The sequence below is a fragment of the Bradyrhizobium mercantei genome, from assembly GCF_001982635.1.
Taxonomy (GTDB): domain Bacteria; phylum Pseudomonadota; class Alphaproteobacteria; order Rhizobiales; family Xanthobacteraceae; genus Bradyrhizobium; species Bradyrhizobium mercantei.
This window is the reverse complement of sequence record NZ_MKFI01000003.1, coordinates 232,947-259,453: the sequence shown is the minus strand read 5'-3', so window position 1 is coordinate 259,453 and position 26,507 is coordinate 232,947. Positions and strand designations below refer to the sequence as shown.

Genomic DNA, 26,507 nt, shown 5'->3' with positions numbered 1-26,507 from the left:
TGCTGATCCTAGGCGTCACGCGAACGTTTGCGGCAACCACATCCAGATCGTTTCAGATCGAAAGGCAGATGTATTTCATCTCCAGATAGTCCTCGACGCCGTGGTGACTGCCTTCGCGACCGAGCCCGGACTGCTTGATGCCGCCAAATGGCGCGAGTTCGGCCGAGATGATCCCGGTATTGACGCCAACCATGCCGTATTCGAGGCTCTCCTGAACGCGTACGACCCGGCCGACGTCGCGGCTATAAAAATAGGAGGCGAGGCCAAAGATCGTGTCATTCGCCTTCGCGATCACCTCTTCTTCGGTTTCGAACCGGAACAGTGGGGCAACCGGCCCGAAGGTTTCTTCGGCCGCGACCGCCATTTCCTGAGTTACGCCGGTCAGCACCGTGGGTTCGAAGAAGGTACCCCCGCGCGCATCGCGCTTGCCGCCGGTGGCGATTTTCGCTCCATGCGTGAGGGCATCGTCGATATGGCGCTCGACCTTGGCCACCGCCTTCTCGTTGATGAGCGGACCGACCTCCACGCCCTGCGCGAGGCCGTCGCCGAGTTCGAGCGATGCCGCTGCAGCGCTTAGCTTTTCGGCAAAGGCGTCATAAACGCCAGCCTGCACATATATACGGTTGGCGCAAATGCAGGTCTGGCCGTTGTTGCGGAATTTCGATGCCATCGCTCCGGTGACGGCGGCGTCGAGATCGGCGTCATCGAAAACGATGAAGGGCGCGTTGCCGCCCAGTTCCATCGAGCATTTCATGATCTGGTCTGCCGCCTGATGCAGCAAGATCCGCCCTACCTGCGTCGAACCGGTGAAGGTCAGCTTGCGCACGATCGGATTCTCGCAAAGCTCCTTGCCGACATCGGAAGCCCGCGTCGAGGTAATGACGGACAGGATGCCCTTAGGTAGGCCGGCCCGCTCTCCCAGCAAGGCCATCGCCAGCGCCGAGAGCGGCGTTTCCGAGGCAGGCAGACAGACGATACCGCAACCGACCGCCAGCGCCGGACCGACCTTGCGCGCGATCATCGCATTGGGAAAATTCCATGGAGTGATTGAGCCGACGACGCCGATCGGCTGACGGATGACGGTGATCCGCTTATCGCGCTGATGGCCAGGAATCGTCTCGCCATAGATCCGCTTGGCTTCCTCGCCGAACCACTCAATGAAGCTTGCGCCGAAGGCGATCTCACCTTTCGCTTCCGCAAGTGGCTTGCCCATCTCGGCGGTCAGGATCATGCCGAGATCATCTTGATTCGCCATCATCAACTCAAACCACCGCCGCATGACGACGGCACGTTCCTTGGCGGTGCGATTTGACCAGTCCGCCATGGCGATGTGTGCGGCATCGATGGCATGGGCCGTCTCCGCCCGCCCGAGGTCGGGGACGTTGCAAAGCACGTCGCCGCGTGCTGGGTTCGTCACGGCAAATGTCGCCTCATCATCGGCGTCCACCCACTCACCGGCGACAAACGCTTTAGTGACGAGGAGAGACGGGTCCTTCAGAAGGGATTTCAGGTTGGTGGTGTACAGCATAATTGGCTCCAGAGGGTCACCGCCGGCTCGGTCCAGCTCCGCCCTGGACCGCCAGAAAGAGATGTTCGTTCCCGAAATAGCGGCCGGTGCCATCAATGGTGATGAGGCCGATCTGCTGCTGCTTCTCCGCCGATGCGGTAGCGGAAGGTGTTACCTATCGGGCGTGATCTTGTGCTGAAGTTACAGCCGACCCTTCTCAACGATAATCGCATTTCAACGCTCGATATCTTTGCGTATACTGCAATGATGGACTTTGCTCGCTACGCCACGCATCTGGAGATGTTCGTTGAGGTTTGCCGACGCGGCAGCTTTGCTGCGACGGCGCGGGTACGTGGTGTGGCGGCGTCCTCCGTCGTGCGCCGGATCGATTCCCTGGAAGCCGATCTCCAAACCAAGCTCTTCGTCCGCTCGACCCGCTCTCTGACGCTGACCGACGCGGGCGAGAAGCTTCTCGCGCGAGCCCGGGATGTCATCGATCGGTTGATCGATACAAGGAGCGAAGTCGTTGAATTTGATGAAAGCCCAAGCGGCGTTCTGCGTCTGAGTTGCCTGCCGACCTTTGGTCGCCTCCATGTCTTGCCTGTCATCGGTACATTGCTGGCCGAATGGCCAGATCTCAGTATCGAACTAGATCTGACAGAACGTCCCGCGGATCCGTCGACGGAACGCCGCGATGCTGCCATCCGAATTGGCCAGCAACCTGACAGCGGGCTCATCGCCACGCACATTGGTGTTCAACGCTGGGTTGTCTGTGCGTCGCCGGCTTATCTCGCTCGATGCGGGCACCCCGAGGATCTAGAAGCGTTGACGAAGCATCGACGCATCGGCAAGCCGCGCGAGCCATCGGGCATGGGCTGGAGCCGCCTGGCCAATAGCGTCGTCCTCTCGGATGATCCCGGTGTTGTCTTCCGCTGCGATGAGTTCGAAGCACAGCGGCTGGCGGCCGTGGCGGGGGTCGGTGTCGCCATGCTGCCGAACTGGGTGGCTGATGCGGACATCGCAGCGGGGCGATTGCAACCTCTGTTCGACGACCCGGATGAAGAACACGCGCCGATCCAGATTCTTCGTGCACTTCCTGAGGCGCCGCCGAAACTGCGCGTGTTCATCGAGGGGATGAAGCAGTCGTTTCAGACCGCTGGCGACAACCCAAAAGCGAGGCAGACCTGACGAGCGTGTTATCGGGTGCCCCGCCGAGGAAGATGTCGACCCACCTCGATCCTTATACTTCCAGTCGTCGTGAAACAGAAAAGCCATCCTGGCCCGCGCCGCCTTTCGGGAAGCCCGATCGAGGCGTAAGCCGTCTGCGTAAACTTTCTTCCGTCGAGAAGGCCCTCAATGTACCCAACGGTCGTCTCTGCCGCCGCGACGAGGGCCGTATCGGGCGTGTGGATGTATTTGCTAGTGACGGAGCCTTTGGCGTGGCCGACTAAGACCGCGATTGTCACTTCCGTGCGATTGTCACTTCCGTGAATCCAAGATCGTTGCCAGCGCTCACGAAGCTGTGTCGTAAGACCTGGGCAGTGATGTCCAAGAGCGGCGAGTTTTTGGAGGTCTGCCCCCAATGGTTAACGAAGTTGCTGAACGCATTGTCGTCGCCGTAGCCGGGAGAAGAAATTTGTGCAGGAAGCTGTCTTCCGACGCACTTCGAGGAACTCGACAACGCCAAGCCGATAGGACGGACTGAGGTGCCTCCTTGCGGTCAATCAGTCGGAGGCAGCTCCCATGAGGCCGACGCTCCCGCGGCAGCTGGTTAGCACGATCTGACGAATATTGCGGCACGACCGTGGTGCTATTGGCAAGCATTGCAACCTGCGAGCCATTTCTACAACGCCGCCGCCCCTATCCAGTTCTGCCCTTCTGGGTAGCGCATCATCGATAAAGCTCATCCGATCACTGGCGAGGTTGTCGAGCGGATAACCATAGAGGTCAGAGACAGATTTACGAGTAGCCCCAGATGTCGGGCCGCCCCCTCAAGAGAGGGACCGCGGCGCGGCGGCTTAGCTGACTCTGAGGACAGCTTTTCCGAGCGTTCGCTTTTGGGCAACTTGCTCCAGGGCACCAACTGCCCCCTCTAGCGGGTTACTGGACGAAACCTCGATCTTCAACGAGCCTCGCTCGATCAATTCTGTCAGTTTTTCCAGGCCAGCGTGATCGGGTTCGACGAGATACCAGGAGCTACGAACGCCAAGCTTCATTGCCTCATCCCTGAGCTGCGGCACCCACCCCGCTTGGGCGCTCACGAGAAGGCCTCCCTTGCGAAGCGTGCTGAGCATTTGAATACAGGTATCGCCGCCGACCAGTTCGATTACGACATCGGCATCTTTAATCTCGTCGACGAGATTTGATACGGTATAATCGATCACCCGGTCCGCACCGAGCTTACGGACGAATTGATGCTTGCCTGCGCTGGCGACGGCCGTCACCTGGGCTCCAAGCGATTTCGCGATCTGAACGGCGAAATGTCCGACGCCGCCGGCAGCGCCGTTGATCACGACATTGGCCCCCGGTCCTACCTTTGCTACGTCGACAAGCATTTGCCAGGCGGTTAAACCCGCCAAAGGAACCGCAGCAGCTTCATCGAAGCTCACACCTTTCGGCTTCAAGGCAAGTTGGCGCGCGGGCGCAACGGCGTATTCGGCATATGCACTCGCAGGCCGAGGAAACCACGGCATCCCGTAGACCTCGTCGCCGACCTTGAAACGGGTCGTTCCATAACCGACTTGCTCGACGACGCCGGCGATGTCCCATCCGGGAATATGGGGCAACGTTACGGCATTCATGTAGGCTCTGCCGAACACGGTAAAAAGATCGATCGGATTGATCCCGATAGACTTTACCCGGACCAGGACCTCGGTGGGCAGCGGCCTCGGTCGCGGCACATCGACGAGTCTCAGTTTGTCCAGTCCGCCCCACTCCGTCTGCTGTACGGCACGCATCGTCTCTTTGCTCAAGCGGTCCTCCAGTAGCGGTCCAGCCATTGACATCGATACAGACCTGTCCGTATCGTTGTCAAGTGCACCTAGATGCAGGAGTCCGCATGGCCACAGCCTCTTCGACGACACATACGAATCCGAAGTCACTTCTTTCAATTGCAGAAATGAAGGAGCTCGTAAGCGAACTTGCGCGCGCCAAAAGCCGACAAGATGTTGGCGCCATACTCGGTATCTATCATCCGGACGGTGTTCTCGAGGCCCCTCCGATGGGTTCTCGCTATTGCGGCGCAGACAGCCTCCGCCGAGCGATGGAGAATTTCTTCAAGTTCGCCCCTGACTATTCGGTAGTCCTCGAAGGACAAGCGGTTGATGGTGACACGCTCTGCAGTTGGGGAAAGATCAGTTTTACGCCTCAGCACAGCTTTGGAACGGAGACGCCTAACGGTGAGCGCGTGACGACGACCGTGTTCATCCTGTTTCGCTTTTCGGACAACCGGATCGTCTGGGAGTCGTTTCACTTCGACATCGCCGATGCAGCTCGTCAGACCGGCGTTTCGGCAAGCGCTTACCGTCGCTCCTAACGCTGCCTCGTCGCAGCGAAGAGGCCTAAGCTGCTATGCCGACCAGTCGAGCACCGGCTTTTACCAGCTGTTTCGCTGCACCAGACTTCGCCAGCAGCAGAGTGTTAACGTATGCACCCTCTAGCATCAGCAGGAGTTGATCGGCGATAAGCCCCGGTTCTTCAACCCCGATCCTACGAACGAGGTCGAGGAGCCGGCCTCGCAATTCCTGCTTGTTGCGGATGCAGATCTCCCGGCTTGCATGACCGAGATCCGGAAATTCCGTCGCGGCAATCTGGAAGGGACAACCGCGATAGTCAGAACCCGCAACGTACTGGCTGATCCAACGTAGCAACGCCAGCAGCTGCTCTTTAGGATTATCCTCATGCATATGAACGATCTGATCCCACCGAGCCCAATAGCGCGCGTTTCTGTTTTCCAGGAACGCCGCGATTAGATCGTCCTTCGCTGGAAACCAGCGGTACAGGCTCGTCTTCGCAACCCCGGACTTCTCCACAATCGTATCGACGCCGACGGCTCGAATGCCCTCACGATAGAACAACTCGTCGGCCGTGTTCAGGATCTTGTCTCGAACGGCGAGGCCACGTTTTTGGGGACTGGTCATTGCTTTGTCCGTTGCGCTGCTCAGCTGTGGTAGCGGCTTGGCCGCCTCCCAGCAACCCGATCGCACGGAAAGCCGCGGACATTTCCCGACGATGGAGGATAGACCGCGCAAGGTACACGTCCAGAACATTCCAGCTGGCGGCCTGAGATCAATACAGAGTCTTGCATCCCATCTAATCGCCTCGCCAATCAAGCACAATGCATAAGCGCCTATAAGATCGCTTGCTCCCGCCTCTCGATTGTCCGAACCAGGTTTTCCCTTGAAGTGTTGAGATGGGATCGCAGTGCACTTTCGATTTTCGCCATATCTCTGGAAATGATGGCATCAATATACAGGATGTGCTCTTTCAGCGCGACGTTGGCGCGATGCTTCTCAACTATAGGATCCCATCTATAGTTGTAGTGGAACAGCATTGAGATGACATCATAAAAGTCCACGATGAATCGGTTCTGCGACGTTTCGTGGATGGTCCGGTGCAATCGCTCATCCAGCTCCGCAAAGTGATGGTACAACTTGTCGGCATTCCGGAGCACCTTCATGTGCTCCTTTCTGAGATCATAAATCCGTTTCCAGGGCGGCGATGACTCGTCTAGGACAAGAAGACTCTGCATTGCCCGCAATTCGAACATTTCGCGAACCTCGTAAATCTCGTTCGCAAAAGCTGACGTCACTCCCTTGAACAGCCAAGCGCTATTTGGTCGACGCTCCAGCAAACCGAGATGCTGGAGATGCGGAAGATGCTCGCGGATCGTCGTCGTCGAGGTATCGAAGCGACGGGCGAGCTCCGTGGTAGTTAGAAGTTCGCCGGCTTGAACGTTTCCTTCAAGTATCCATTCCAGGAACTGCCGCTCGACCGTTGCGCTTGTCGAAAGCGTCTGCACGTCGGGGAAGAAGTCGTCGTCGCGTGGACGCCTCGTTAGCCGATACGCACTGCCCGACTTTTTGATAATGCCCACCTTAGCCACACCGGCCAAAATAGATCGAACGGTTGTTCTGCTGATGGCCAACGTTTGGGAAAGGCCGCTCATCGTTGGCAGTTCGTGCGCAAGATCGCACTTTGAGCACAGGTTCAGGAACGCGTTGTAGCCCCGATAGTAAACCGCCTTACTCTTCATAGAAGCCCCCCTGCGCCGAAGCATCGCGACTTTTTTATATAATAAACAAATTCTGGTTGCACCCCATTCTGTTTTTTGCATATAAAAGCCCGACAAGAAGGTTAGGGAGGACTGGGACGCATGTCGCACGCGCGCGAACAACGGGCTTGCCCGTCCGCTTCATCACTCATGACAGGCTGCAACGAAGCGGGCACCCGCATCTTTTGGAACACGGCGCGCGGGGGAGCCTCTCGTCTTTCCGGTCGGATCGCACGCACGCTCGACAAAGGAGCCATCCTGCGTCGTCGCCAGATCATTGAAGCTCACGGGATCGAGAGGGCCATCGCGTGAGCTATCGATTTGATTTTCTTGCGCTCCTTCCCTACTGGCGCGAATTCCTCTGGGGCGTTCTTCTGACGCTGCAGATCTCAGCGACCGCGACCGTGTCGGGATTCATCATAGGGACGATCTGTGCCATAGCTCGCGCGGACGGATCGCCCTTTATCAAACGATTGGTAGCGACGTACGTCGAAGTGATCCGTAATACGCCGCTGCTCGTGCAGGTATTCATCGCCTACTTCGGCATCGCAACGCTCGGGGTCCACGTCTCGGCCAACGTGGCGGCTTCGATAGCTCTGACTGTCAATGTCGGTGCTTATACATGTGAAATTGTGCGCGCCGGCCTTCAATCCATTCACCGCTCTCAGATGGAAGCCGCCGAATGTCTCGCCCTGTCCCGCACACAGATCTATTGGCATGTGGTGATACGTCCGGCGATCGAGCGTGTCTATCCCTCGCTGACAAGCCAGTATGTCCTCTTGATGCTGGCCTCCTCAATCACATCGCAGATTTCGGCGGCGGAGCTCACGGCGGCAGCCAACCGGATTCAATCCGTGACATTCCGCTCCTTTGAGACCTACATCGCCGTCGGCTTCATCTATCTCGTCCTCTCCTTCGTCGTACGCGCCGCGTTCGCGCTATTCGGGCAGACGGTTTTTACTCGTCGCCGCAAGCTCGGCACTGCTCTGTAGGAGATGATAGCTATGACAACGTCAGCCTTCAGTATTGTCCATTTCGAATTCCTCTGCTGGGCAGCGCTGTGGACGATCGGCTTGTCCGCGATCGCCCTTGTTGGCGGAAGTTTGCTGGGCTTCGTTATCGCGCTTGCTCGCATTAGTTCGAATAAGTCGTTGCGATGGGCGTCCTCGCTCTACATCCAGCTCGTTCAAGGCACCCCGCTACTGGTTCTCTTGTTCCTGCTTTATTACGGCATCGCCGTCTTCGTCGGCCCGACCATCCCTTCAATTGTCGCAGCTGGCGCTGGGCTTACAATCTATGCCTCGGGCTTTCTGGCTGAGATATGGCGAGGCTGCATTGAGGCCGTCCCCAAGAGTCAATGGGAAGCCGCTGAGTGCTTGGCGCTGAGGCGATCGCAACGAATGGTCCACGTCATCCTGCCTCAGGCACTGCGCATCGCAACGCCTCCCACGGTCGGCTTCGTGGTCCAGGTCGTAAAGAACACCTCACTCGCCTCTGTGATCGGCTTCATCGAACTCGCTCAAGCCGGCAAGCTCATCAACAACTCAATCTTCGAACCGTTTACCGTTTTTGTCGTCGTGGCCGCCATCTACTTCGGGATCTGCTTTCCACTATCGGCCTGGAGCCGAACGCTCGAAAGGACACTCAATGTCGCCGATCGTTAAGCTGACCGACGTGCACAAATATTTCGGCACCTACAAGGTGCTCGAAGGGGTAACGTTTGAGGTCCCACGTGGAGGCGTTGCTGCCATTATTGGACAATCCGGGTCCGGCAAGTCCACAGCTCTACGCTGCATCAATGCGCTTGAGGCAATTCAAGGCGGCACCATCGATGTATGTGGCCATGCCATACAAGATCCCGAATTGAACCGGCGTGCTCTGCGATGCGACGTCGGCATGGTCTTCCAGAGCTACAACCTGTTCCCTCACCTGACTGTCGAGCAGAACATCATGCTTGCGCCGACGTGCGTAAAGCTAATGAGGAAACCTCAGGCGCGAGATCTTGCTCATCAAGTGCTCGCTCAAGTGGGACTTGCCGAGAAAGCCGAGCACTATCCGGAACAACTCTCGGGCGGTCAGCAACAGCGGGTGGCCATTGCCCGCTCGCTTGCGATGAAACCGAAGTTGATGCTGTTTGATGAGGTGACTTCGGCGCTCGACCCGCAGCTCACCGGTGAGGTGCTGAAAGTCATGGAAGAGCTCGCTCGTGGAGGAATGACCATGATCCTGGTCACCCACGAAATGGCATTCGCGCGCAAAGTCGCGAGCCAAGTCATCTACATGCACAAGGGTACGGTCTGGGAAACCGGCTCGGGGACGATGCTCGATTCACCCAGAACGGCGGAGCTTCGCAGCTTTGTCAACAACGGCCTTTGATCGTTACAGAAAGCTTGGCTCTACATGGAGACTTCAACATGAACCGACGTACATTCCTCACGACCACTTCGGCGGCCGTTTTCGCCCTAGCTCTTGGCGCATCTGGCGCCGCCGCCGATTCGCTCGATGAAATCAAGAAGCGCGGTAAGATCCGAATTGGTGTTGACTTGGGTTCCCCGCCGTTTGGCATGACCGATGCACAGATGAAGCCGACCGGCTCTGACGTGGAGAGCGCACGCCTGATCGCCGAGGGGCTCGGCGTCTCCTACGAACTCATTCAGGTGACAGGACCTAACCGTGTACCAACCCTGCTTACAGGGCAAGCGGACATTGTTATGGCCTCTTTCAGCGTGACTCCCGAACGTAAGCAGGTGATCGATTTTTCCGACGCCTACGGGGTCATTCAAGTCGTCATCGCCGCTCCGGCGAGTACACCAATTAAAACGCTGAACGATTTAGCCAGCCTCCAGATCGGTACAACGCGTGGCACGACCGGCGATCTGGAAGCGGCCGCCCAATTCCCGACTGTCCCGCTGACACGATATGACGACGACGCAACACTCGTAACGGGTCTGGTTTCAAAGCAACTCAACGTCATGGTCTCTTCGCCGCAAATCGTGGCGGCGGTCAACAAACGCCGCACGGACGATCCACTCCAGGTAAAGATCATCCTGAAGACCAATCCATACGCTATTGGAATCCGCAAAGGTGACAACGCCTTCCGGAATCGCTTGAACGAAATCATCGCCGAAAACCTCGCAAATGGAAAGCTCGACGAGATCTACACCCGTTACAACGGGGTATCGCTACCCAAGACGATGCCCAAGACTTAAGCGCTTCCGGCTTCGCAGGGATTTAGAGCCGTAGCGAAGCAGGCGTATTTCCAACCCTTCTCGTCTCGAGAGTTGCTGACGTGGCGTTTCGTCAGACGTCGGGACAGACGGATACGTTACGGCGACGAGCGCAATTCAGGCCCGCGCCATTCAGGCCCGCGCCATCAAGCGCCACCATAGAGGTTCGAAATGTCTTCTCCGCGCATCCTGCGTCTCACGGAAACAGACAACGTTGTTGTTGCTCTCGATCCGGTCCGGCAAGGTGCCGAACTGGACCAAGGCTTGCGCGCAGCGCGCGCAATACCGAGAGGCCACAAGATCGCCAGCTGCACCATCAGCGAAGGGGAGCCGATCCGGAAACTCGGTCAAACGATCGGCTTTGCTGGGGTCACCATTTCGCCCGGTGAGTGGGTGCATGAGCACAACATCGTCATGCAGGACTTCGATCGCGACTACGCGTTCGCCACTGACGCTACACCTCGAGAGGCACTGCTCCCTGGTGAGACTGCCGCAACTTTCGAAGGTTTCCGTCGGCCCGGAGACCGCATTGGAACTCGCAACTATCTCGGTATCCTCACCTCGGTGAACTGTTCGGCAACGGTAGCCGGTTTCATAGCGACGGCGGTGGAGCGGTCCGGTATCCTCGCCGACTATCCCAACGTCGACGGCGTCATCGCTTTTACTCATGGGACGGGCTGCGGCATGGCAGCAAGCGGTGAAGGATTCGATCTGCTCTCACGGACGCAGTGGGGCTATGCGACTCACGCCAATCTCGCCGGCATTCTGCTCGTCGGCCTGGGTTGCGAAGTTTTCCAGATCCCTCGCCTCAAGGCTCAATTCGGTGTCGAAGAGGGCGAGCACTTCCGAAGCATGACAATTCAAGAGAAAGGTGGAACGCGCAGGTCAATCGAGGCGGGCGTCGAACGGGTGAAGGAGATGTTGCCGTTGGCCAATAGCGCGCGACGCGAGACCGTTCCGGCCTCGGAGTTGACGCTGGCGCTTCAGTGTGGCGGCTCGGACGGCTATTCGGCGCTAACGGCGAATCCAGCGCTAGGTGCGGCCGCGGACATGCTGGTCCGTCAGGGTGGTACGGCAGTGCTTTCTGAAACGCCGGAAATCTTTGGTGCGGAGCATCTCCTCACCCGTAGGGCCGAAAACGAGACGATCGGCCGTCGTATCGTCGATCTCATCGAATGGTGGAAGGTCTATGCGGCTCGTTCCGGCGGCGAACTCAATAACAATCCCTCTCCCGGTAACAAGGCGGGTGGACTGACAACCATCCTTGAGAAATCCCTCGGGTCAGTCGCCAAAGGAGGCACTTCCACGCTGAGAGGAGTCTATCGCTACGCGGAGCGAATTGACAGGAAGGGTTTTGTTTTCATGGATACGCCTGGCTTCGACCCGGTTGCGGCAACGGGACAAGTTGCCGGAGGAGCCAACATCCTGTGCTTCACGACCGGCCGTGGCTCCGCCTATGGGTGTAAGCCGACCCCCTCCATCAAGCTCGCCACCAATTCGGATCTATACCACAGAATGCAAGAGGATATGGATGTGAACTGCGGCGATATTCTCGACGGCGTGACAATTGCAGAGAAGGGCCGTGAAATCTTCCAGAGGATTTTGCGCGTCGCATCCGGCGAGCGCTCCAAGTCTGAACTGCTCGGCTACGGCTCGAGCGAGTTTGTCCCGTGGCAACTCGGCGCGACGATGTGAACCGCATCCGATGAACGCCCGCCCCCCTTGCTGGCCTGCTGCTGACCCGCAGCCCAAGTTATAAAAAATGGAGAAACAAGATGAGCGACGTAAGGAAGTCAGTTGATGTGGGTGCTGGGTTGGACGCCGAAACTCAAAAGCGGATGCCATACCAGTTGCCCATGCCGAAGGAATGCTTGCCAGATCTGGTCGTGGCGCCGGCCGTGCCGACCGACGAGCGCATTTGGGTACCGCAGTCGCAAAATGTCTGGTTTCGACCGCTGTGTCTTAGCCGCTCGGCCGGATATTGGATGAACCTGCTGAAGGTGCGCAAATCCGGCGTGCTCAGCCGGCATCGTCATCCAGGTCCCGTCCATGCATTCGTGATTAAGGGAAGCTGGCGCTATTTGGAGCACGATTGGATCGCGACGGAGGGATCGTATGCGTTCGAACCGCCGGGTGAGACGCATACGCTTGTCGTCGATGAAGGTGTGGAGGAAATGATCACATACTTCCAGGTTAACGGTTGCATGTACTACGTCGATCCATGGGGCCGGAATACCGGCTTCGAGGACGTATTCACGAAGATCGACATGTGCCGTGCGCACTATGAGAAAGTCGGCCTGGGTGTTGATTACGTGGATCAGTTTATCCGATGATGTCAGCTTCTCACTTTCCGCTCAACGGGCGCGTCGCGATCGTTACCGGAGGCTCGCGCGGCATCGGCCTGGCAATCTCGGATGCTCTCAAGCGCTGCGATGTCAGGGTTGTGAATTGGGACCGCGATCCACTGGACGATGCAACTATCGCCGTCGATATCACGGATCAGGCCTCGATCGCCGCGGCACTCGCCATCACTTTAGACCGCCACCGTCGCCTGGACATCCTGGTGAACAACGCTGGCTACGCCGGCCTTACTCTGCCTACGGTCGATTACCCGATCGAGGAATGGCGAAGGATACTTGAAGTGAACCTGACCGGGACATTTCTCGTCTGCCAAGCAGTCGCGCCCGCGTTGGTAGCGAACGGTTGGGGGCGAATCGTCAATATTGCGTCGCTCGCTGGAAAGGAGGGGACACCAAACGCTGCAGCCTACAGTTCGTCCAAGGCAGGTGTTCTAGCACTTACCAAGTCGCTTGGAAAAGAACTCGCGACCACTGGCGTCCTGGTCAATGCCATCGCTCCCGCGGCGGTCCACACGACGCTCTTGGATCAAATGAGCGCGGACCATGTTCAGGTCATGATCAACAAAAGTCCAATGGGTCGTCTCGGCGAGCCTGACGAGGTAGCGGAATTGGCCCTGTTTCTCTGTTCGGAAAGCTGCACCTTCAATACCGGGGCGGTGTTTGACCTGTCGGGAGGACGCGCAACCTACTAGGAAACAGAGTAAGACCCGCACAGCCCATTCCGGGACTTGCTATGGCGAGTTGCACGATGCATGCGCCTGCTCCGGCGCGCCTCCGCCTCACCTTCGCGGTTACCAACTATTCGAGAATGCTTTTGTAATGCTCCGAGAAGACGTCGCGGCCGATGATCAACCGCATGACTTCGGAACTTCCCGCTAGGATCCTATTGACCCGCGCGTCGGTGAACATGCGGCTGATTGGATATTCGTCCATATACCCCGCCCCACCGTGAAGTTGGACTCCAAGATCGAGCATCTTCCACTCGACTTCCGACGACATCATTTTGGCCTTCGCTCCCATATTGCTGGTGAGGCGCCCCGCATTGTGCTCTGTTACGCAGTGATCCACATAGATCTGGACGATGTCGATCTCGGTATCCATCTCCGCCATGCGAAATTGGGTATTCTGTTGCTCGGCAAGCGGCTTACCGAACAGCTTGCGCTCCATCACATATGCGCGCGTGATGTCGAACGCCTTGCGGGCATTGGCAATCGAGCCAACTGCAGCAATCAGGCGCTCCTCGGCAAGGCCTTCCATCAAGTAATAGAAGCCCTTACCGGGTTGTCCAAGCACGTTAGCCTTGGGGACCTTCACGTTGTTAAAGAAGAGCTCGGCTGTATCCTGTGCCGGCATGCCCATCTTCTTAAGAGTGCGGCCGCGTTCGAAGCCTTCCATAGCTCGCTCGACGATGAGGAGCACCATGGCGTGCTTTTTCTCCGCGCCAGCGAGCTTGGCCGCCACGATCACGACGTCGGAATTTATGCCGTTTGAAATATAGGTTTTCGACCCATTCAGAAGGAAATAGTCGCCCTTGTCTTCCGCCACTGTTCGCATGCCAGCAAGGTCGGAGCCAGCGCTGGGCTCAGTCATGGCAATAGCCAGAATCGTCTCACCGCTGACGCACTGCGGCAAGAACCGCCCCTGTTGCTCATCAGTGCCGAAGCGCTTGAAATAGGTGCCGACCAGGCGGCTGTGCAGCGTGTTAAACCACCCTTTGCAGCCGGACCGTGCAGTCTCCTCGATAATGATCTGTTCAAAGCGGAAGTCTGCGTCGCCCATACCGCCGTGTTTCTCGTCGGGCCAGATCATCAGGAAGCCAAGGTCTCCAGCCTTCTTGAAAGCACTACGGTCGACGACGCCCGCCGCCCGCCACTCTTCCATGTGGGGAGCGATCTCGCTGGCGAGGAATTTCCTGTAGGCGTCGCGGAAGATGATTTGATCTTCGGTAAAGTTGCGCATCATTCACCCGATAATATTCTCAAGCAACGCTAGATGCCGGCACGCATGCAGAGAGGCGGATCAGAGCGATGCCCCCTGCAGGCGTGCGACTCTCAATTGGTACGAGAGTGGAGATTTGGAACATCCGTCTCGATCCGAAGCCGTTTAAATCGCGAATTGGTCATCGGTCACACGAACGTTAGCCGACGGTTGGCGTTCTGATCCCTCCGCACCGGTAGGCGGCACCGCCTCACAGCTTTCCACCAATGGTGACGGATCGAACGCGACCGCATGAGGACTTAGAGTGTATTTCTGCTCGTGCCGTAGATAGGTGACGTGACCGATCCGAGCGAGGGTCAACATGATACGAGAGACGGTCGATCGAGGAAGACTACAGCACTTGGCGATTTCCCGATTGCCCAGACGCCTGCTTCGATCTTCGAAGCACCGCAATATTTGAAACGCGCGTAATATGACCCGTATCACCTCTCCATTCTCCGAGGCGGCCGAAGACATCTCTTGCGCGATTAGCTTGGTAGATCGACGTCCCATCGCGTATGCTCCAAAATAGTCAAACCGTCTCTTCGCTTCGGTGAACGATGGCATTTCAGTTCAGGTCAATTCTTTTATCTCGTGGCTCTAGTCATTCGGCGTCGGCATCAGATCACGGCAGCCAGCCGCGTTGCTTGATCAATCGCACGCTTGGCGTCAAGTTCGCCCGCCTCGCAGGCGCCGCCGACAAGGCTCGTGGTGACGCCATATGCCTGAAGCTCGTCATAGAGCCTGCGCAGCGATGTCTGCCCCGCGCAAACGATGACGGTGTCAACGTCGAACAGCCGCGGCTGTCCGTTGACGCGGGTGTGAAGGCCTTCGTCATCGATCCTAAGATACTCGACCCCACTCACCATATGCACGCCACGACGTTGCAGAACCAAGCGGTGCGTCCAACCCGTCGTGCGGCCAAGATTTCGTCCAAGTGCGTCGGTTTTGCGCTGCAAGAGGTAGACCTCGCGCCCCGAGCTCACGGTCTCTGGCTTCACGCCGGTCACGCCACCGCGCGGATGGTTCTTAAAGTCGATACCCCACTCTCGCGCAAAGAGCTCAACGTTCAGCGCAGCCGAGTTTCCAGCATGAGTAATGAGCTCGGCGACATCGAAGCCGATTCCGCCAGCTCCGATAATGGCAACTCTCTTTCCAACCTTTCGACTGCCACGAATTGCATCGATGTAACCCATGACTTTCGGATGATCGACACCCTCGACACTCGGAATGCGCGGTTCGATTCCGGTCGCGACGATTACCTCGTCGAACCCGGCCTCTTTCAGCGTGTCGGAATCGGCGCGCGTGTTGAGGCGCAGGTCAACGCCGCGCACAGCAATCATGCGGCGAAAATACCGCAGCGTTTCATCGAACTCCTCCTTGCCGGGAATCCTTCGCGCAAGGTTGAATTGGCCGCCAATCTCGGAGCCGGCCTCAAACAAGGTTACCTTATGGCCGCGCTCCGCCGCGGTCGTGGCGAACGCAAGGCCCGCAGGCCCTGCACCGATGACAGCAATGCTCTTGGGCGCCCGGGTCCGATCACAGGTCAGCTCCGTCTCATGACAGGCGCGCGGATTGACCAGGCAGCTGACCAGACGACCGGTGAAAGTGTGGTCGAGGCAGGCTTGATTGCAAGCAATGCAAGTGTTGATCTCGTCCTCGCGCCCCTCTGCCGCCTTTCGGATAAGCTCCGGGTCCGCAAGCATCGGACGCGCCATCGAGACGATGTCGGCATCACCACGCGCGAGGACGTCTTCGGCGACCTGCGGCATGTTGATCCGGTTCGAAGTGATCATCGGCACGCCGAGTTCGCTGCGCAACCGGCCAGTCACTTGGGTGAAAGCCGCGCGTGGCACCATGGTGGCAATAGTCGGCACGAAGGCCTCGTGCCAGCAGAAATGGGTGGAGACGATGTTGACACCCGCGGCGACTACCGCTTTGCCAAGCGCAACGACCTCGTCCCAGGCGAGTCCACCTTCAAGCATATCCATCGCGGATATGCGGAAGATCAGGATGAAGTCGCGACCGACGGCCGCGCGCACCCGCCTGATGACTTCGACGGGAAACCGCATTCGGTTTTCGAACGAGCCACCCCAGCGATCGGTGCGAAGATTGGTCGCTTGAACCAGGAAGGTCGAAATCAGATAGCCGGCCGAGCCAATGATCTCAACGCCGTCATAACCAGCGGCCCTGGCGAGCGCTGCGCAGTTGGCGAAGTCAGCGATTTGGCGCTCTATGCCTTGTTCATCCAGTTCGCGCGGCACAAATGCGCCTATCCGCGACTTCACGGCCGATGGCGCGACGCAGGCAGCCGTGCGCGCGAGCGGACCCAGATGCAAGATCTGAAGGCAGATCTTCACATCCGGATCAGCCGCATGCACCGCGTCCGTGATCACGCGGTGTCGGGCGGCTTCTTCCGGGCTCGACAGTTTGACGCCATGGCCGCTTGCTTCGACATTCGGCGGAATGCCGCCCGTGATGATCATGCCGACGCCGTGCCGCGCGCGCTCAGCAAAGAATGCAGCTTGGCGGGCAAAGCCATTCTCGGCCTCTTCGAGCCCGGTGTGCATGGACCCCATGAGCGCCCGGTTCTTCAGCTGCGTGAAGCCGAGATCGAGCGGGGCAAACAGCTTCGGGTATCTCTGGTCGGCCAACATCAGGCTCCTCCGCCTCAGGCCCGCCATCGAGCCTTAATTAAACGATTAATTAGTTAATCGAACGACTAAAGTGGCGGCGGCTGCGTGTCAACCACGGCCCGCCGCCCCATCCATCCGCGTCAATTGCGACCGCCTGTTAGCCCCCGTGCAATCACTTGCGCCTGGATCTCGGCAGCCCCCTCGAAAATGCTTAGAATTCGCGCATCACACAGCACGCGACTGATCTCATATTCGAGCGCATAGCCATTGCCGCCATGGATCTGCAGGCTGGCGTCAGCATTCGACCAGGCGACACGGGCGCCGAGTAGCTTCGCCATCCCAGCTTCAATATCGCAACGCTTGCCGGAGTCCTTGGCCCGCGCAGCGGCATAACTCAGTTCGCGCGCTGCGACGAAGTCGACCAAGCCTGCCGCCAGCTTGTCTGACACACGAGGAAAGTGGACGATTGCTTTGCCGAATTGTCTGCGACTGAGCGCGTAGTCAAGGCCCAGCTCGAGCGCACGACGTGCGACACCCACGGCGCGCGCGGCGGTTTGGATCCGTGCGCCTTCGAAGGTTCGCATCAGTTGCTTGAAGCCCTGACCTTCCTCGCCGCCGAGCAGTGCATTGGCCGGCGCGCGCATGCCATCGAACTGCAACGCATATTCGCGCATGCCGCGATAGCCCAGCACCTCGATCTCGCTTCCACTCATTCCCTCGGCCGGGAACGGATCGGTCGCGGTGCCGCGCGGCTTCGGCACGAGTAGCAAGGAAAGACCCGCATAGCCCTTGGCATCAGGCAACGTACGCGCCATCAGCGTCATGAGATCGCTACGGCTGGCATGGGTGATCCAGTTCTTCGCGCCGTGGATCACCCATTCGCCGTTGGCGTCTCGACTGGCGCGCGTTTGCAGCGAGCCCAGGTCGGATCCAGTGTCCGGTTCGGTGAACACGGCGGTGGGCAACACGTCGCCGCTGGCGATCCTAGGCAACCAGTGGGCCTTTTGCTCGTCCGTTCCTCCGAACACGATCAATTCGCCGGCGATTTCCGATCGCGTGCCCAGTGAGCCGGCGCCGATCCATCCCCGCGACAGCTCCTCTGTGATCAGACACATAACCAGCTTGTTGAGGCCGAGCCCGCCATAAGCCTCGGGAATACAGACGCCGAATGTCCCGAGTTCGGCCATCGCCCGGACGATCTCATCAGGAATGAGATCGTTGGCGAGGTGCCATCTATGTGCGTTGGGGATAATCTTCGAGTCAGTGAAACGGCGATACTGATCGCGAATGGAGTCGAGCTCGACGTCACGCATCGTCTCGCTCGGCCAATGGCCTTCCGCCAGCGCTGCAACGAGTTCCCTCCGTGTTTCGGAGAGGTCTTCATCTAGAATCCCGACGCAAGCGTCGGTCAGGGCACGGCCCGCCGCCCCAATACCCAGATCAGAGGGACGCAGCAACTCGTTCTGCCCCATCGGTAACCCGCCCGCGAGCTGGCCGATCGTCTCGGCAAAGGCGAGACGCCCGACCATCTGATCCAGTGGATTGTCACCCTTGCCGGCGTCTATCCATTCGAGCAGCGCTTCGAGCGCCGCCACGCTGGTCGCGATCCAGGCAAAACCATGCGCGGCTCGCTGTTCAAGGTCGATGGGCTTCGTCGCGAGTCGCTCCGCAAGCGCTGCCTGCGCTGTCGCCTGGTACGAGCGCGCGGCCTCCAGCGCCTGCATCAGATCCGTCATGGTCAGGCGGCCCGCTCGAATACCGCGGCGATGCCCTGGCCGCCGCCGATGCACATCGTTTCCAACCCATAACGGCCGTCGCGCCGCACCAACTCGCGCGTCAGGTTGGCCAGGATGCGTCCGCCGGTGGCCCCAATCGGATGGCCGAGCGAAATGCCCGAGCCGTTGACGTTGAGAACATCGTGGCGACTGTCGTTGTCGCTCCAGCCCCAGCCCTTGAGCACTGCGAGCACCTGCGGTGCGAACGCCTCGTTGAGCTCGACGAGATCGATGTCCTTCCACGACAACCCGGTACGTGCGAACAAGCGCTCCACCGCCGGCACCGGGCCGATACCCATGCGGCTCGGGTCGCAGCCAGCGGCTGACCAGCTGTGGAACCAGGCGATTGGCTCAAGACCCATCTCCTCCAGCTTGTCCTCCGCAACGACCAGACAGGCCGCCGCTGCGTCGTTCTGCTGACTGGCGTTGCCCGCCGTGACGACCGCGCCCGGAATCGTCTTGGCCTCGATCGGCTTCAGCGCGCCCAGCGTTTCCATGCTGGCGTCGGCGCGATAGCCCTCGTCATGAGCGAACATCACAGGATCGCCCTTGCGTTGCGGAATCGGGACCGGAACAAGCTCATCGTCGAACAGGCCGTTCTTCCAGGCCGCGGCCGCACGCTGATGCGAGCGAACCGCGTAGGCATCGCAGGCTTGACGACCGATTTGGTAGTCCCGGGCAAGGTTTTCGGCGGTTTCGATCATCCCGGTGATCGCGCCAAAGCGCTCGACCGGCTGCGACATGAGGCGCCCGCGTGTCAGGCGATCATGCAGCATCATACCGCCCCCGCGCGAGCCGCGGCGGGCCTCGACTGTGTAGTATTCGACATTGGACATCGATTCCACGCCGCCGGCCACCACCACGTCCGACGTACCGGTCTGCACCATCATCGCTGCATTGACCACGGCCTGCAGACCCGATCCACAACGACGATCGAGCTGATAGCCCGGCACGTCAATCGGAAGCCCAGCGGCGAGCCACGACCAATGCCCGACGCATGGCGCCTCACCGTTGCCATAGCCTTGCGAAAAGACCACGTCGTCGACCCGCGCGGGATCGATCTTCGTCCGGTCCATCAAACCTTTGAGAACAACGGCGCCCAGTTCGCCGGCATTGAGCGGAGCGAGGGTGCCGCCGAACTTGCCGACGGCGGTGCGGATTGGGGCAACGATAGCGGCGCGACGCAAAGTCATGGATAGTCTCCGTTAGCTGGTGCCGACGATGCCTGCCTCGATCAGGCGGGCGATTTCGCCCGAGGCAAGCGAGAGGACTTCAGCGAGAACTTGTTTGGAATGTTGGCCATTGCGGGGGGCGGTTCGAGGTGCATGTCGCTCCAGTTGCGGAACGGTCGCAAACGCACCCACCGCCGGGTAGTTGAAGCCGCTCGGATTTTCGCTCGAGCCGAAGATCGGATTGTTCGTGACCAGCTTGGGGTCCTTCGCCGCGTCCATCATCGTGCGATAGGCGGAATGAACGACGCCGCCCGCATCGAGAACAGCCGCTAGATCAGCATGGCTGCGCGCACCGATGGCTCGGTCGAATAGCGGGAACAATGCATCGCGATGCGTGAAGCGCAAGCCATCGTCTTTGGCGAAGGAAATGCAGCGCTCGGTCTCAACGGCCGCGACAGCCTGCTGAAGACCCAGCGCAACCAGCAAGTTCGACCATTGCCGGTGGGTGACGACGACGATCATCGTACGAACCCCATCGGCCGTCATGAAGTCCCGACCGAAGAGACCATAGACGGCGTTGCCGAGCCGGGGACGGTTCTCGCCGTGATAGAGGACTTCGGCAATGCCGCCCAGATTAGCGGCAGTGCCGATTGCGACATCGGAGAGCGGAATCCGCACCTCACTGCCCGTTCCGGTCTCCGAGCGTCGACGCAATGCAGCGAGCAGAGCGAAAGCGGCATAGGCTCCCGAGAGCAGGTCCCATGCCGGCAAGACGTGGTTGACAGGCTCCGGCCCGCTGCCCGTCATCATCGGATAGCCGACCGCGTTGTTGACCGTATAGTCGAGCCCAGGCGAGCCGTCGGCCCACCCCATGACGCGCACGGTGATCAGGCCAGGATGGCCATCAGCGAGCGTTTCATGTTCCATGAAGCCTTTTGCCGGAAAATTCGTGATGACCTGTCCGGTCTCGCGGATGAGCGCCTGTAGAAGTTGGCGTCCTTCGGGACGATTGAGATCCAGTGCGACCGACCTCTTCGCCCGGTTGAGATTCTCCCAATAGAGCGAGTCGCTATTGCGGGTCACCGGCCAGCGACGGAAGTCCGGGCCGCCCCCGATCTGGTCGACGCGAATTACGTCGGCGCCGAGTTGGGCGCAATAAAGCCCCGCGCTTGGTGCGGCAACGAAGGAAGACGCCTCGATTACCGACAGACCGGACAGCAGATCATACATTACGGCCTCAACTCAATCCGCCCGTGTTGAACTCGCGTAGCATCTGCTTGGCGATCTGCAGCTGGAGGATCTGCGTCGTTCCCTCGTAGATGCGGTAGATGCGGGCATCACGAAAGAAGCGTTCCGCATCGTACTCGGCCAAATAGCCGGCGCCCCCATAGACCTGGACGCAGCGATCGACGACGCGGCCGCACATTTCGGACGCGAACACCTTGAAGGCGGCTGCCTTGCGCAGTACGTTTTCACCAGCATCGGCTCGACCGGCGACATCCTGCATCATGCACTCGGCGGCATAGATCTCGACATCGCTGTCAGCGAGCATCTGCTGGATGAGCTGGAAGTTCGCGATCGGCTCGCCGAACGCCTTGCGCTCCGTCGCGTAGCGGATTGCGGAATCGAGCGCGCGCCTGGCGTAACCGGTGGCCGCAGCTCCAACCGAGATACGGCCATTGTCCAGGCTTTTCATCGCATAGACGAACCCCCTGCCGACCTCACCGCCGAGCAGCGCGTCTTCGGGAACGCGGACATCTTCCATGATGATGTCGGCTATCTGGCTGCCGGCCTGGCCCATCTTCTTGTCCGATTTTCCGACCGTAATGCCGGGCGTGTCCATCGGCACGATGAATGCGGAGACGTGCGCGTTTTTGGCCAGGTTCTCTTTGCTGGTACGGGCCATGATCAGCGCAACCTTCGCGAAAGGTGCGTTCGTAATATAGCGTTTGGTGCCGTTCAGCACCCAGCTATTGCCTGTCTTGACGGCCGTCGTCTGCATGCCTGCGGAATCCGACCCGGATCCGGGCTCGGTCAATCCGAACGAAGCTATCTCGCCCGAGGCAATTCGCGGCAGCCAATCTGCCTTTTGCTTCTCGGTTCCGCCGTTCTTTAACGCCGAACAGAACATGCCGATGGAAATCGAGATCAGCGACCGGAAGGCCGGCATCGCATAGGCGAGCGTGTTGACCGTGCGCGCATACTGGCGGACGTTCATGCCCGAGCCACCATAATCTTCCGGCGTAGTGAGCCCGAAGAGACCCATGTCGCGCATCTCCTGCACGATTTCTGGCGGTATCTCGTCGCTCTCGATGATGACGCGTTCGGCAGGAATCAAGCGCTGACGGACATAGCGCCGAAGCTGCTCGACAAACTGTTCAAAGGCGTCGGCATCCATGCCGGAGATTACGGTGCTCATGGCAAAACTTATCAAACCGGGTCGTAGGGGAACGCATGCGCGGACACCTCGTCCGCGCGGGCAAATTTTGGTCGGAAGGCCGGTATGAGTTCAGTTGCAATGGCCTCGGAGGTCCATCCTTCCAGCCTTATCATCGAGCGAACCGGGCGCGGCTTGGAGAACAACAGGATTTCGTTCTTGCGGACGCAAAACACCTGATTGGTCACATCCTTCGACAGGTCCGAGGCGAGATACGCGACGAGCGGCGCGATCTTGTCCGCACTCATTGACCGCATTCGCTCGACGCGTTCCTTCTGCTCAGGCGTCTCCGCTGGAATCGACGACGTCATGCGGCTCCAGGCGAAGGGCGCGATGCAATTGGAGCGCACACCAAAACGAGCCATGTCGAGCGCGATTGATTGCGAGAGTGCGACCAAGCCGAGCTTGGCCGCTGAATAGTTGGCCTGACCTACGTTGCCGATCAATCCACTTGTGGAGGTGAAATGGATGAAACTTCCAGACTGTTGATCACGAAAATAAGGCGTCGCCGCCTTCGAAACACAGAACGCGCCATTGAGGTTCACGTCGATCACGCTCTTCCAGTCTTCATAACTCATCTTGTGCCAGATGGCGTCGCGCAGTATGCCCGCATTATTGACAACAGCATCAATCCGGCCGAAGCGCTGAACCGCATCCTCGATGATAGAGGCTGCCTCCTTCGGATCGGCGACGTTGGCGAAATTGGGATGAGCCTTCCCGCCGGCGGCGATGATATCGTTAGCGGTGCCTTCCGCAACACTCATGTCGCCGCTATCGCCGGTTTGAGCCACGCCGGGATCGTTGACCACGACCGCCGCCCCTTCGCGAGCACAGAGCAATGCGATTTCCCGGCCGATGCCGCGCCCCGCGCCGGTGATGGCGACGACTTTGCCTTCCAAACTCTTGCTCATTCACTGTGCCTTCTGGTTCAAGCTGCGCTATTCAATGTTGCACGATCTGCGTTTGGCGAGCGCCGGCGCGATTACACCGTCTCGTGGCCCGACAGTTCTAGTTCACCTGCCTTACGCGTCCTCTCCAGTGCGGCGCACGGAGCGCCACCTTGTCCACTTTGCCTACTGCGGAAAGTGGAAGCTCTGCATTTTGGACCTCCACCGATCGCGGACATTTGTATCCGGCGATCAAGGATCGACAGTGACTGATGATCTCTTCAGGGTCGACCTTCTGTCCTTCGCGCGGCACGACCACGGCATGCACGGCTTCGCCCCATTGATCGGAAGGAATGCCGATTACGGCGCACTGCCTGACGGCGGGATGTTGCCCGACCGCATTCTCAACCTCGGCCGAGTACACATTCTCTCCTCCGGAAACGATCATGTCCTTGGTCCGATCAACGACGTATAGATAGCCATCGGCATCGAGGTATCCGGCGTCACCCGTGTGCATCCAACCGTTGCGCAGGGCCTGCTTCGTCTGCTCTGGCTGCCGCCAGTAGCCCTTCATGACGGTAGGCCCCCTCACGACGATCTCGCCCACGTCGCCCGTCGGTCGCGTGTTGTCGTCGGCATCCACGACACGCAGCTCCACACTCGTCACGGGCTTTCCGGCGGACCGTAGCCGATGGGCGGGGCCCTGCCGGTGATCTTCGGGACGCAACATGGTCGCCGCCGGCGATAGTTCCGTCATTCCGTACACTTGCGAGAAGTGCACCTTAGGAAACTTCGCCAAGGCTTCTCGCAGGAGCGCTTCCGGCATGGGCGAGGCGCCATAGGTTATAAGCCTGACGCTCGACAGGTCGAAGGAGTTGAAGTCAGGCTGCTGCAGAATCATGCTCAACATGGTCGGCACGAGCGTTAGGGCGGTGATGCGTTCAGTTTGAATGGCTGTCAGAACGTCGCGGGGCGTGAACCGCGGGACGACCACGTGGCGGCCGCCAACCATGGTCGTCATGAGCACGCGGCCGCCCGCGGCAAGATGGAAAAGCGGGCCCGCGTGCAGATGCGTCAGTGACTCATCCTTCAATCCGAGCAGTCCGATCATGCACCCGGCCGACGACAACAGATTGTCGTGCGTAAGCATGACGCCCTTGGAGCGGCCGGTGGTACCACCCGTATAGAACAGGCAGGCAACATGATCTGTCCCGGTGTCCGTGTCATCGCACGCTGTGGCGGCCGCGATTGCCTGCTCGTATCCGATCATTCCGTCGCGCGCTTCGCCGTCATCCGCGTAGATCACGTGCTTGATTGAAGGTGACGCCGTCTTGATTTCCTCGGCAACGGATGCGAACGAGGCATCGACGAGTAGGACCTTGGGCTCTGCATCGTGAATTTGCGCAAGTAATTCGGGCGTCGCATGACGGGAATTGAGGGGCATCACAATGCCGCCGAGCCACAGTACGCCATAGTAATACTCGACATAGCGATCGCTGCTGTTTGCCAACATCGCAACACGATCTCCCGTCTTGACGCCGAGCCCCCGTAGGACACTTGCAAGGCGACCGACGCGATCCTCCAACTCGACCCAGCTTCGGCGTTTCTGTTCAAACACCAACGCAGTGCGATCACCACGTTGCACAGCCCACTGTCGCAAATATGAAGTAAGTCCCATGTCGCACTCCCTAGACCGCGGTCCGAGTGATGAACTTGATGTTGACGCATCCTTCCCTCGCCTCGGTGCCCCCGTCGGAGCTCCTACCGTGATCCTTCGCACTACCGAAGGGCGGTTCGGGCAAAGCGAGGCCGAAGCCATTGATCCACATCACTCCGGCCTCCATCAGTTCGGTCTGATTACGCCAACGTGAGTCCCCGTCGCTGGACTATGCGTGCGCATGGTCAAGTCCCTGTCGTAGCGGCGCAAGGTGAACAGAAAGGCGACCGCGGCAAGGACGCCCGCCAACGGCACAACGGACAGCGTGAACGAAAGTCCATACCGGTCTGAAAGAAACCCGGTGAAGAAGGGCCCCGCTGCCTGGCCCAGCAAATTCTGGACGAGCACCCCAACAGCAAGTGCAGTTGCACGAACTCCTGGATGGACCACGTCGACTGCAACCGCCCCCACCGGACCAATCGTTCCTGTCATGAGGATGCAGCCAAGAGTAATCATCGCCACTTGTATCGGGCCAGGCGAAAAGACCCCAAAGGCCAAAGGCAGTACAAGTGCGCTTGAGAAGGCACTGGCCGCCATAACCCAGATCTTGTTGCGTGCGCCTGTGCGACCGAAATAATCCGCGAGATAGCCCCACAAGATCGTCCCAATGCAGCCGGCAAGCAGAAGCATCGCCGCCCGGATGCCCGCCTTGTCGACGGAAAGACCATAGGATCGATTGAAAAAGCTCGCCAACCAGGAGAACATAGTCGAGACGACGAACAGTTGCAGTCCGCTAGCTATGTATATGATCATCGCGGAAGGTGTCTGCAGAAGGAGCTGCGCCATTCCCAGCAAGCTCGGCCTGTTGGAGGCGCGCCCATCGGTAATCTTTACCGTCTCGTAGTCCTCGACGAACAGATAAAGGAAGGCGAGGATCAATCCTGGGATACCGACGATGCCGAAGGCCAACTGCCATCCATAGTTCTTGGCGATGATTCCGCCGAGCACCACGCCGGTGACAACGCCGACTGTCGCAGCCGCCGTAAACGATGCGAGGACAAGGGCACGCATTCGCGCGGGAAAGCGGGCCGCCAGGATCGCACTTCCAACGGCATTGTAGCCCGCCTCTCCTGCCCCCACCAATCCACGCAGACTTAGCAGCTGCAGATAACTCGTCGCGTAACCGCATGCGATCGTGGCGAGGCTCCAAATGGCCGCCATGACGAACACGCATTTCACGCGGCTCCAGCGGTCCGCGACGATGGCGACGGGGATCGAGAGAACGCCGACTGTAAAGGCGACAATCGAAATGAGCCCACCCAACTGCGTATCGCTCAGCTTCCATTCGGCCTTGATGATCGGCAACATGGAAACGATGACCTGCCGATCTATGAAATCGAACAACATCAATAGGAAGGTCAGCGCAAAGACCGCCCATGCAGCGGTTCGTGTGCCGACGTAACCATTCTGGTTGTTGGCGACCAACTCCGCATGAACTCGCATTTCCGTTTCTCCCTGACGATTAGGCTTCTCATTCTTCTTGTTCTTGGGCTCGAGCGAGCCAGCTCCCGTTCCTCTATGGAACCGTCGCCGCAACGAC

Annotated in this window: 23 protein-coding genes; 9 read left to right on the top strand and 14 right to left on the bottom strand. The window is 59.1% G+C overall.

The features are described 5' to 3' along the window. Positions 1 to 52 precede the first annotated feature (52 nt). Positions 53 to 1,528: an NAD-dependent succinate-semialdehyde dehydrogenase gene (locus BI327_RS14760; protein WP_210191206.1), complete on the bottom strand. Its 1,476-nt coding sequence runs from the start codon at positions 1,526 to 1,528 to the stop codon at positions 53 to 55. 171 nt (positions 1,529 to 1,699) lie between these two features. Here BI327_RS14760 and BI327_RS14755 point away from each other — a divergent pair, with 171 nt between their 5' ends. Next, the gene (locus BI327_RS14755; RefSeq protein ID WP_210191205.1) at positions 1,700 to 2,695 is read left to right on the top strand and encodes a LysR family transcriptional regulator; all 996 of its coding nucleotides are present in this window, start codon (positions 1,700 to 1,702) and stop codon (positions 2,693 to 2,695) included. Between the two features lie 830 nt (positions 2,696 to 3,525). Here BI327_RS14755 and BI327_RS14750 read toward each other — a convergent pair. After that, a complete protein-coding gene (locus BI327_RS14750) occupies positions 3,526 to 4,479 on the bottom strand; it encodes an NADP-dependent oxidoreductase (protein WP_245334812.1) in 954 nt (317 codons plus the stop codon). 86 nt (positions 4,480 to 4,565) lie between these two features. Here BI327_RS14750 and BI327_RS14745 point away from each other — a divergent pair, with 86 nt between their 5' ends. Then, positions 4,566 to 5,042, top strand: a complete 477-nt coding sequence (locus tag BI327_RS14745) for an ester cyclase (protein ID WP_083742083.1) — start codon at positions 4,566 to 4,568, stop codon at positions 5,040 to 5,042. Between the two features lie 25 nt (positions 5,043 to 5,067). Here BI327_RS14745 and BI327_RS14740 read toward each other — a convergent pair whose 3' ends face one another. Beyond that, positions 5,068 to 5,646: a TetR/AcrR family transcriptional regulator gene (locus tag BI327_RS14740; protein ID WP_076861081.1), complete on the bottom strand. Its 579-nt coding sequence runs from the start codon at positions 5,644 to 5,646 to the stop codon at positions 5,068 to 5,070. A gap of 209 nt (positions 5,647 to 5,855) precedes the next feature. After that, a complete protein-coding gene (locus tag BI327_RS14735) occupies positions 5,856 to 6,761 on the bottom strand; it encodes a GntR family transcriptional regulator (protein ID WP_076862140.1) in 906 nt (301 codons plus the stop codon). 326 nt (positions 6,762 to 7,087) lie between these two features. On the opposite strand from BI327_RS14735, the gene BI327_RS14730 reads away from it, so the two are divergent. The 7 genes from BI327_RS14730 to BI327_RS14700 all read left to right on the top strand — a co-directional run bounded on the left by BI327_RS14730 (position 7,088) and on the right by BI327_RS14700 (position 13,058). Then, positions 7,088 to 7,771, top strand: coding sequence for an amino acid ABC transporter permease (locus BI327_RS14730; RefSeq protein WP_076861079.1), 684 nt, complete (start codon positions 7,088 to 7,090; stop codon positions 7,769 to 7,771). Between the two features lie 12 nt (positions 7,772 to 7,783). Further along, positions 7,784 to 8,443 (top strand): amino acid ABC transporter permease, encoded by a 660-nt coding sequence (locus tag BI327_RS14725; protein ID WP_076861076.1) that lies wholly within the window; start codon positions 7,784 to 7,786, stop codon positions 8,441 to 8,443. Next, entirely contained in the window at positions 8,427 to 9,155 is a 729-nt protein-coding gene (locus BI327_RS14720) for an amino acid ABC transporter ATP-binding protein (RefSeq protein ID WP_076861074.1), read from the top strand. Before BI327_RS14725 ends, BI327_RS14720 begins: the two co-directional genes overlap by 17 nt. 38 nt (positions 9,156 to 9,193) lie before the next feature. Then, complete coding sequence (locus BI327_RS14715) at positions 9,194 to 9,988, top strand: transporter substrate-binding domain-containing protein (protein WP_076862139.1); 795 nt, start codon at positions 9,194 to 9,196, stop codon at positions 9,986 to 9,988. A 189-nt stretch (positions 9,989 to 10,177) separates the two neighbouring features. After that, a complete protein-coding gene (locus BI327_RS14710; RefSeq protein WP_076861072.1) occupies positions 10,178 to 11,701 on the top strand; it encodes a UxaA family hydrolase in 1,524 nt (507 codons plus the stop codon). Positions 11,702 to 11,781: 80 nt separating this feature from the next. Continuing rightward, positions 11,782 to 12,339, top strand: coding sequence for a 2,4'-dihydroxyacetophenone dioxygenase family protein (locus BI327_RS14705; protein WP_076861070.1), 558 nt, complete (start codon positions 11,782 to 11,784; stop codon positions 12,337 to 12,339). Next, on the top strand, positions 12,336 to 13,058 hold the full coding sequence (locus BI327_RS14700) for an SDR family NAD(P)-dependent oxidoreductase (protein WP_089025484.1): 723 nt from the start codon (positions 12,336 to 12,338) through the stop codon (positions 13,056 to 13,058). The genes BI327_RS14705 and BI327_RS14700 overlap by 4 nt, the downstream gene beginning before the upstream one ends. A 106-nt stretch (positions 13,059 to 13,164) precedes the next feature. On the opposite strand, the gene BI327_RS14695 is transcribed toward BI327_RS14700, so the two are convergent. From BI327_RS14695 to BI327_RS14650, 10 genes are all read right to left on the bottom strand, one after another. Continuing rightward, positions 13,165 to 14,328: an acyl-CoA dehydrogenase family protein gene (locus BI327_RS14695; RefSeq protein WP_076861068.1), complete on the bottom strand. Its 1,164-nt coding sequence runs from the start codon at positions 14,326 to 14,328 to the stop codon at positions 13,165 to 13,167. 141 nt (positions 14,329 to 14,469) lie between these two features. Beyond that, a complete protein-coding gene (locus BI327_RS14690; protein WP_245334860.1) occupies positions 14,470 to 14,820 on the bottom strand; it encodes a helix-turn-helix domain-containing protein in 351 nt (116 codons plus the stop codon). A gap of 143 nt (positions 14,821 to 14,963) precedes the next feature. Continuing rightward, positions 14,964 to 17,000: an NADPH-dependent 2,4-dienoyl-CoA reductase gene (locus BI327_RS14685; protein ID WP_076861064.1), complete on the bottom strand. Its 2,037-nt coding sequence runs from the start codon at positions 16,998 to 17,000 to the stop codon at positions 14,964 to 14,966. 119 nt (positions 17,001 to 17,119) lie between these two features. Beyond that, on the bottom strand, positions 17,120 to 18,715 hold the full coding sequence (locus tag BI327_RS14680; protein ID WP_076861062.1) for an acyl-CoA dehydrogenase family protein: 1,596 nt from the start codon (positions 18,713 to 18,715) through the stop codon (positions 17,120 to 17,122). Positions 18,716 to 18,717: 2 nt separating this feature from the next. Beyond that, positions 18,718 to 19,947: an acetyl-CoA C-acetyltransferase gene (locus BI327_RS14675; protein WP_076861060.1), complete on the bottom strand. Its 1,230-nt coding sequence runs from the start codon at positions 19,945 to 19,947 to the stop codon at positions 18,718 to 18,720. 12 nt (positions 19,948 to 19,959) lie between these two features. Then, complete coding sequence (locus tag BI327_RS14670; RefSeq protein ID WP_076861058.1) at positions 19,960 to 21,156, bottom strand: CoA transferase; 1,197 nt, start codon at positions 21,154 to 21,156, stop codon at positions 19,960 to 19,962. A 7-nt stretch (positions 21,157 to 21,163) separates the two neighbouring features. Further along, entirely contained in the window at positions 21,164 to 22,345 is a 1,182-nt protein-coding gene (locus BI327_RS14665; protein WP_076861056.1) for an acyl-CoA dehydrogenase family protein, read from the bottom strand. Positions 22,346 to 22,356: 11 nt separating this feature from the next. Then, entirely contained in the window at positions 22,357 to 23,274 is a 918-nt protein-coding gene (locus BI327_RS14660; protein WP_076861055.1) for an SDR family NAD(P)-dependent oxidoreductase, read from the bottom strand. Between the two features lie 97 nt (positions 23,275 to 23,371). Further along, on the bottom strand, positions 23,372 to 24,928 hold the full coding sequence (locus BI327_RS14655) for a long-chain-fatty-acid--CoA ligase (protein ID WP_076861052.1): 1,557 nt from the start codon (positions 24,926 to 24,928) through the stop codon (positions 23,372 to 23,374). A gap of 165 nt (positions 24,929 to 25,093) precedes the next feature. Next, positions 25,094 to 26,410, bottom strand: coding sequence for an MFS transporter (locus tag BI327_RS14650; protein WP_076861050.1), 1,317 nt, complete (start codon positions 26,408 to 26,410; stop codon positions 25,094 to 25,096). Positions 26,411 to 26,507: the final 97 nt, after the last annotated feature.

Excerpts from the sequence above, each read along its gene's own strand:
- BI327_RS14680 (WP_076861062.1), bottom strand. The coding sequence starts at position 18,715 with ATGACGGATCTGATGCAGGCGCTGGAGGCCGCGCGCTCGTACCAGGCG.
- BI327_RS14685 (WP_076861064.1), bottom strand. The coding sequence starts at position 17,000 with ATGTTGGCCGACCAGAGATACCCGAAGCTGTTTGCCCCGCTCGATCTC.
- BI327_RS14690 (WP_245334860.1), bottom strand. The coding sequence starts at position 14,820 with ATGTCTTCGGCCGCCTCGGAGAATGGAGAGGTGATACGGGTCATATTA.
- BI327_RS14700 (WP_089025484.1), top strand. The coding sequence starts at position 12,336 with ATGATGTCAGCTTCTCACTTTCCGCTCAACGGGCGCGTCGCGATCGTT.
- BI327_RS14745 (WP_083742083.1), top strand. The coding sequence starts at position 4,566 with ATGGCCACAGCCTCTTCGACGACACATACGAATCCGAAGTCACTTCTT.
- BI327_RS14715 (WP_076862139.1), top strand. The coding sequence starts at position 9,194 with ATGAACCGACGTACATTCCTCACGACCACTTCGGCGGCCGTTTTCGCC.
- BI327_RS14695 (WP_076861068.1), bottom strand. The coding sequence starts at position 14,328 with ATGATGCGCAACTTTACCGAAGATCAAATCATCTTCCGCGACGCCTAC.
- BI327_RS14655 (WP_076861052.1), bottom strand. The coding sequence starts at position 24,928 with ATGGGACTTACTTCATATTTGCGACAGTGGGCTGTGCAACGTGGTGAT.
- BI327_RS14710 (WP_076861072.1), top strand. The coding sequence starts at position 10,178 with ATGTCTTCTCCGCGCATCCTGCGTCTCACGGAAACAGACAACGTTGTT.
- BI327_RS14740 (WP_076861081.1), bottom strand. The coding sequence starts at position 5,646 with ATGACCAGTCCCCAAAAACGTGGCCTCGCCGTTCGAGACAAGATCCTG.
- BI327_RS14660 (WP_076861055.1), bottom strand. The coding sequence starts at position 23,274 with ATGAGCAAGAGTTTGGAAGGCAAAGTCGTCGCCATCACCGGCGCGGGG.
- BI327_RS14735 (WP_076862140.1), bottom strand. The coding sequence starts at position 6,761 with ATGAAGAGTAAGGCGGTTTACTATCGGGGCTACAACGCGTTCCTGAAC.
- BI327_RS14720 (WP_076861074.1), top strand. The coding sequence starts at position 8,427 with ATGTCGCCGATCGTTAAGCTGACCGACGTGCACAAATATTTCGGCACC.
- BI327_RS14675 (WP_076861060.1), bottom strand. The coding sequence starts at position 19,947 with ATGACTTTGCGTCGCGCCGCTATCGTTGCCCCAATCCGCACCGCCGTC.
- BI327_RS14670 (WP_076861058.1), bottom strand. The coding sequence starts at position 21,156 with ATGTATGATCTGCTGTCCGGTCTGTCGGTAATCGAGGCGTCTTCCTTC.
- BI327_RS14650 (WP_076861050.1), bottom strand. The coding sequence starts at position 26,410 with ATGCGAGTTCATGCGGAGTTGGTCGCCAACAACCAGAATGGTTACGTC.
- BI327_RS14705 (WP_076861070.1), top strand. The coding sequence starts at position 11,782 with ATGAGCGACGTAAGGAAGTCAGTTGATGTGGGTGCTGGGTTGGACGCC.
- BI327_RS14760 (WP_210191206.1), bottom strand. The coding sequence starts at position 1,528 with ATGCTGTACACCACCAACCTGAAATCCCTTCTGAAGGACCCGTCTCTC.
- BI327_RS14725 (WP_076861076.1), top strand. The coding sequence starts at position 7,784 with ATGACAACGTCAGCCTTCAGTATTGTCCATTTCGAATTCCTCTGCTGG.
- BI327_RS14665 (WP_076861056.1), bottom strand. The coding sequence starts at position 22,345 with ATGAGCACCGTAATCTCCGGCATGGATGCCGACGCCTTTGAACAGTTT.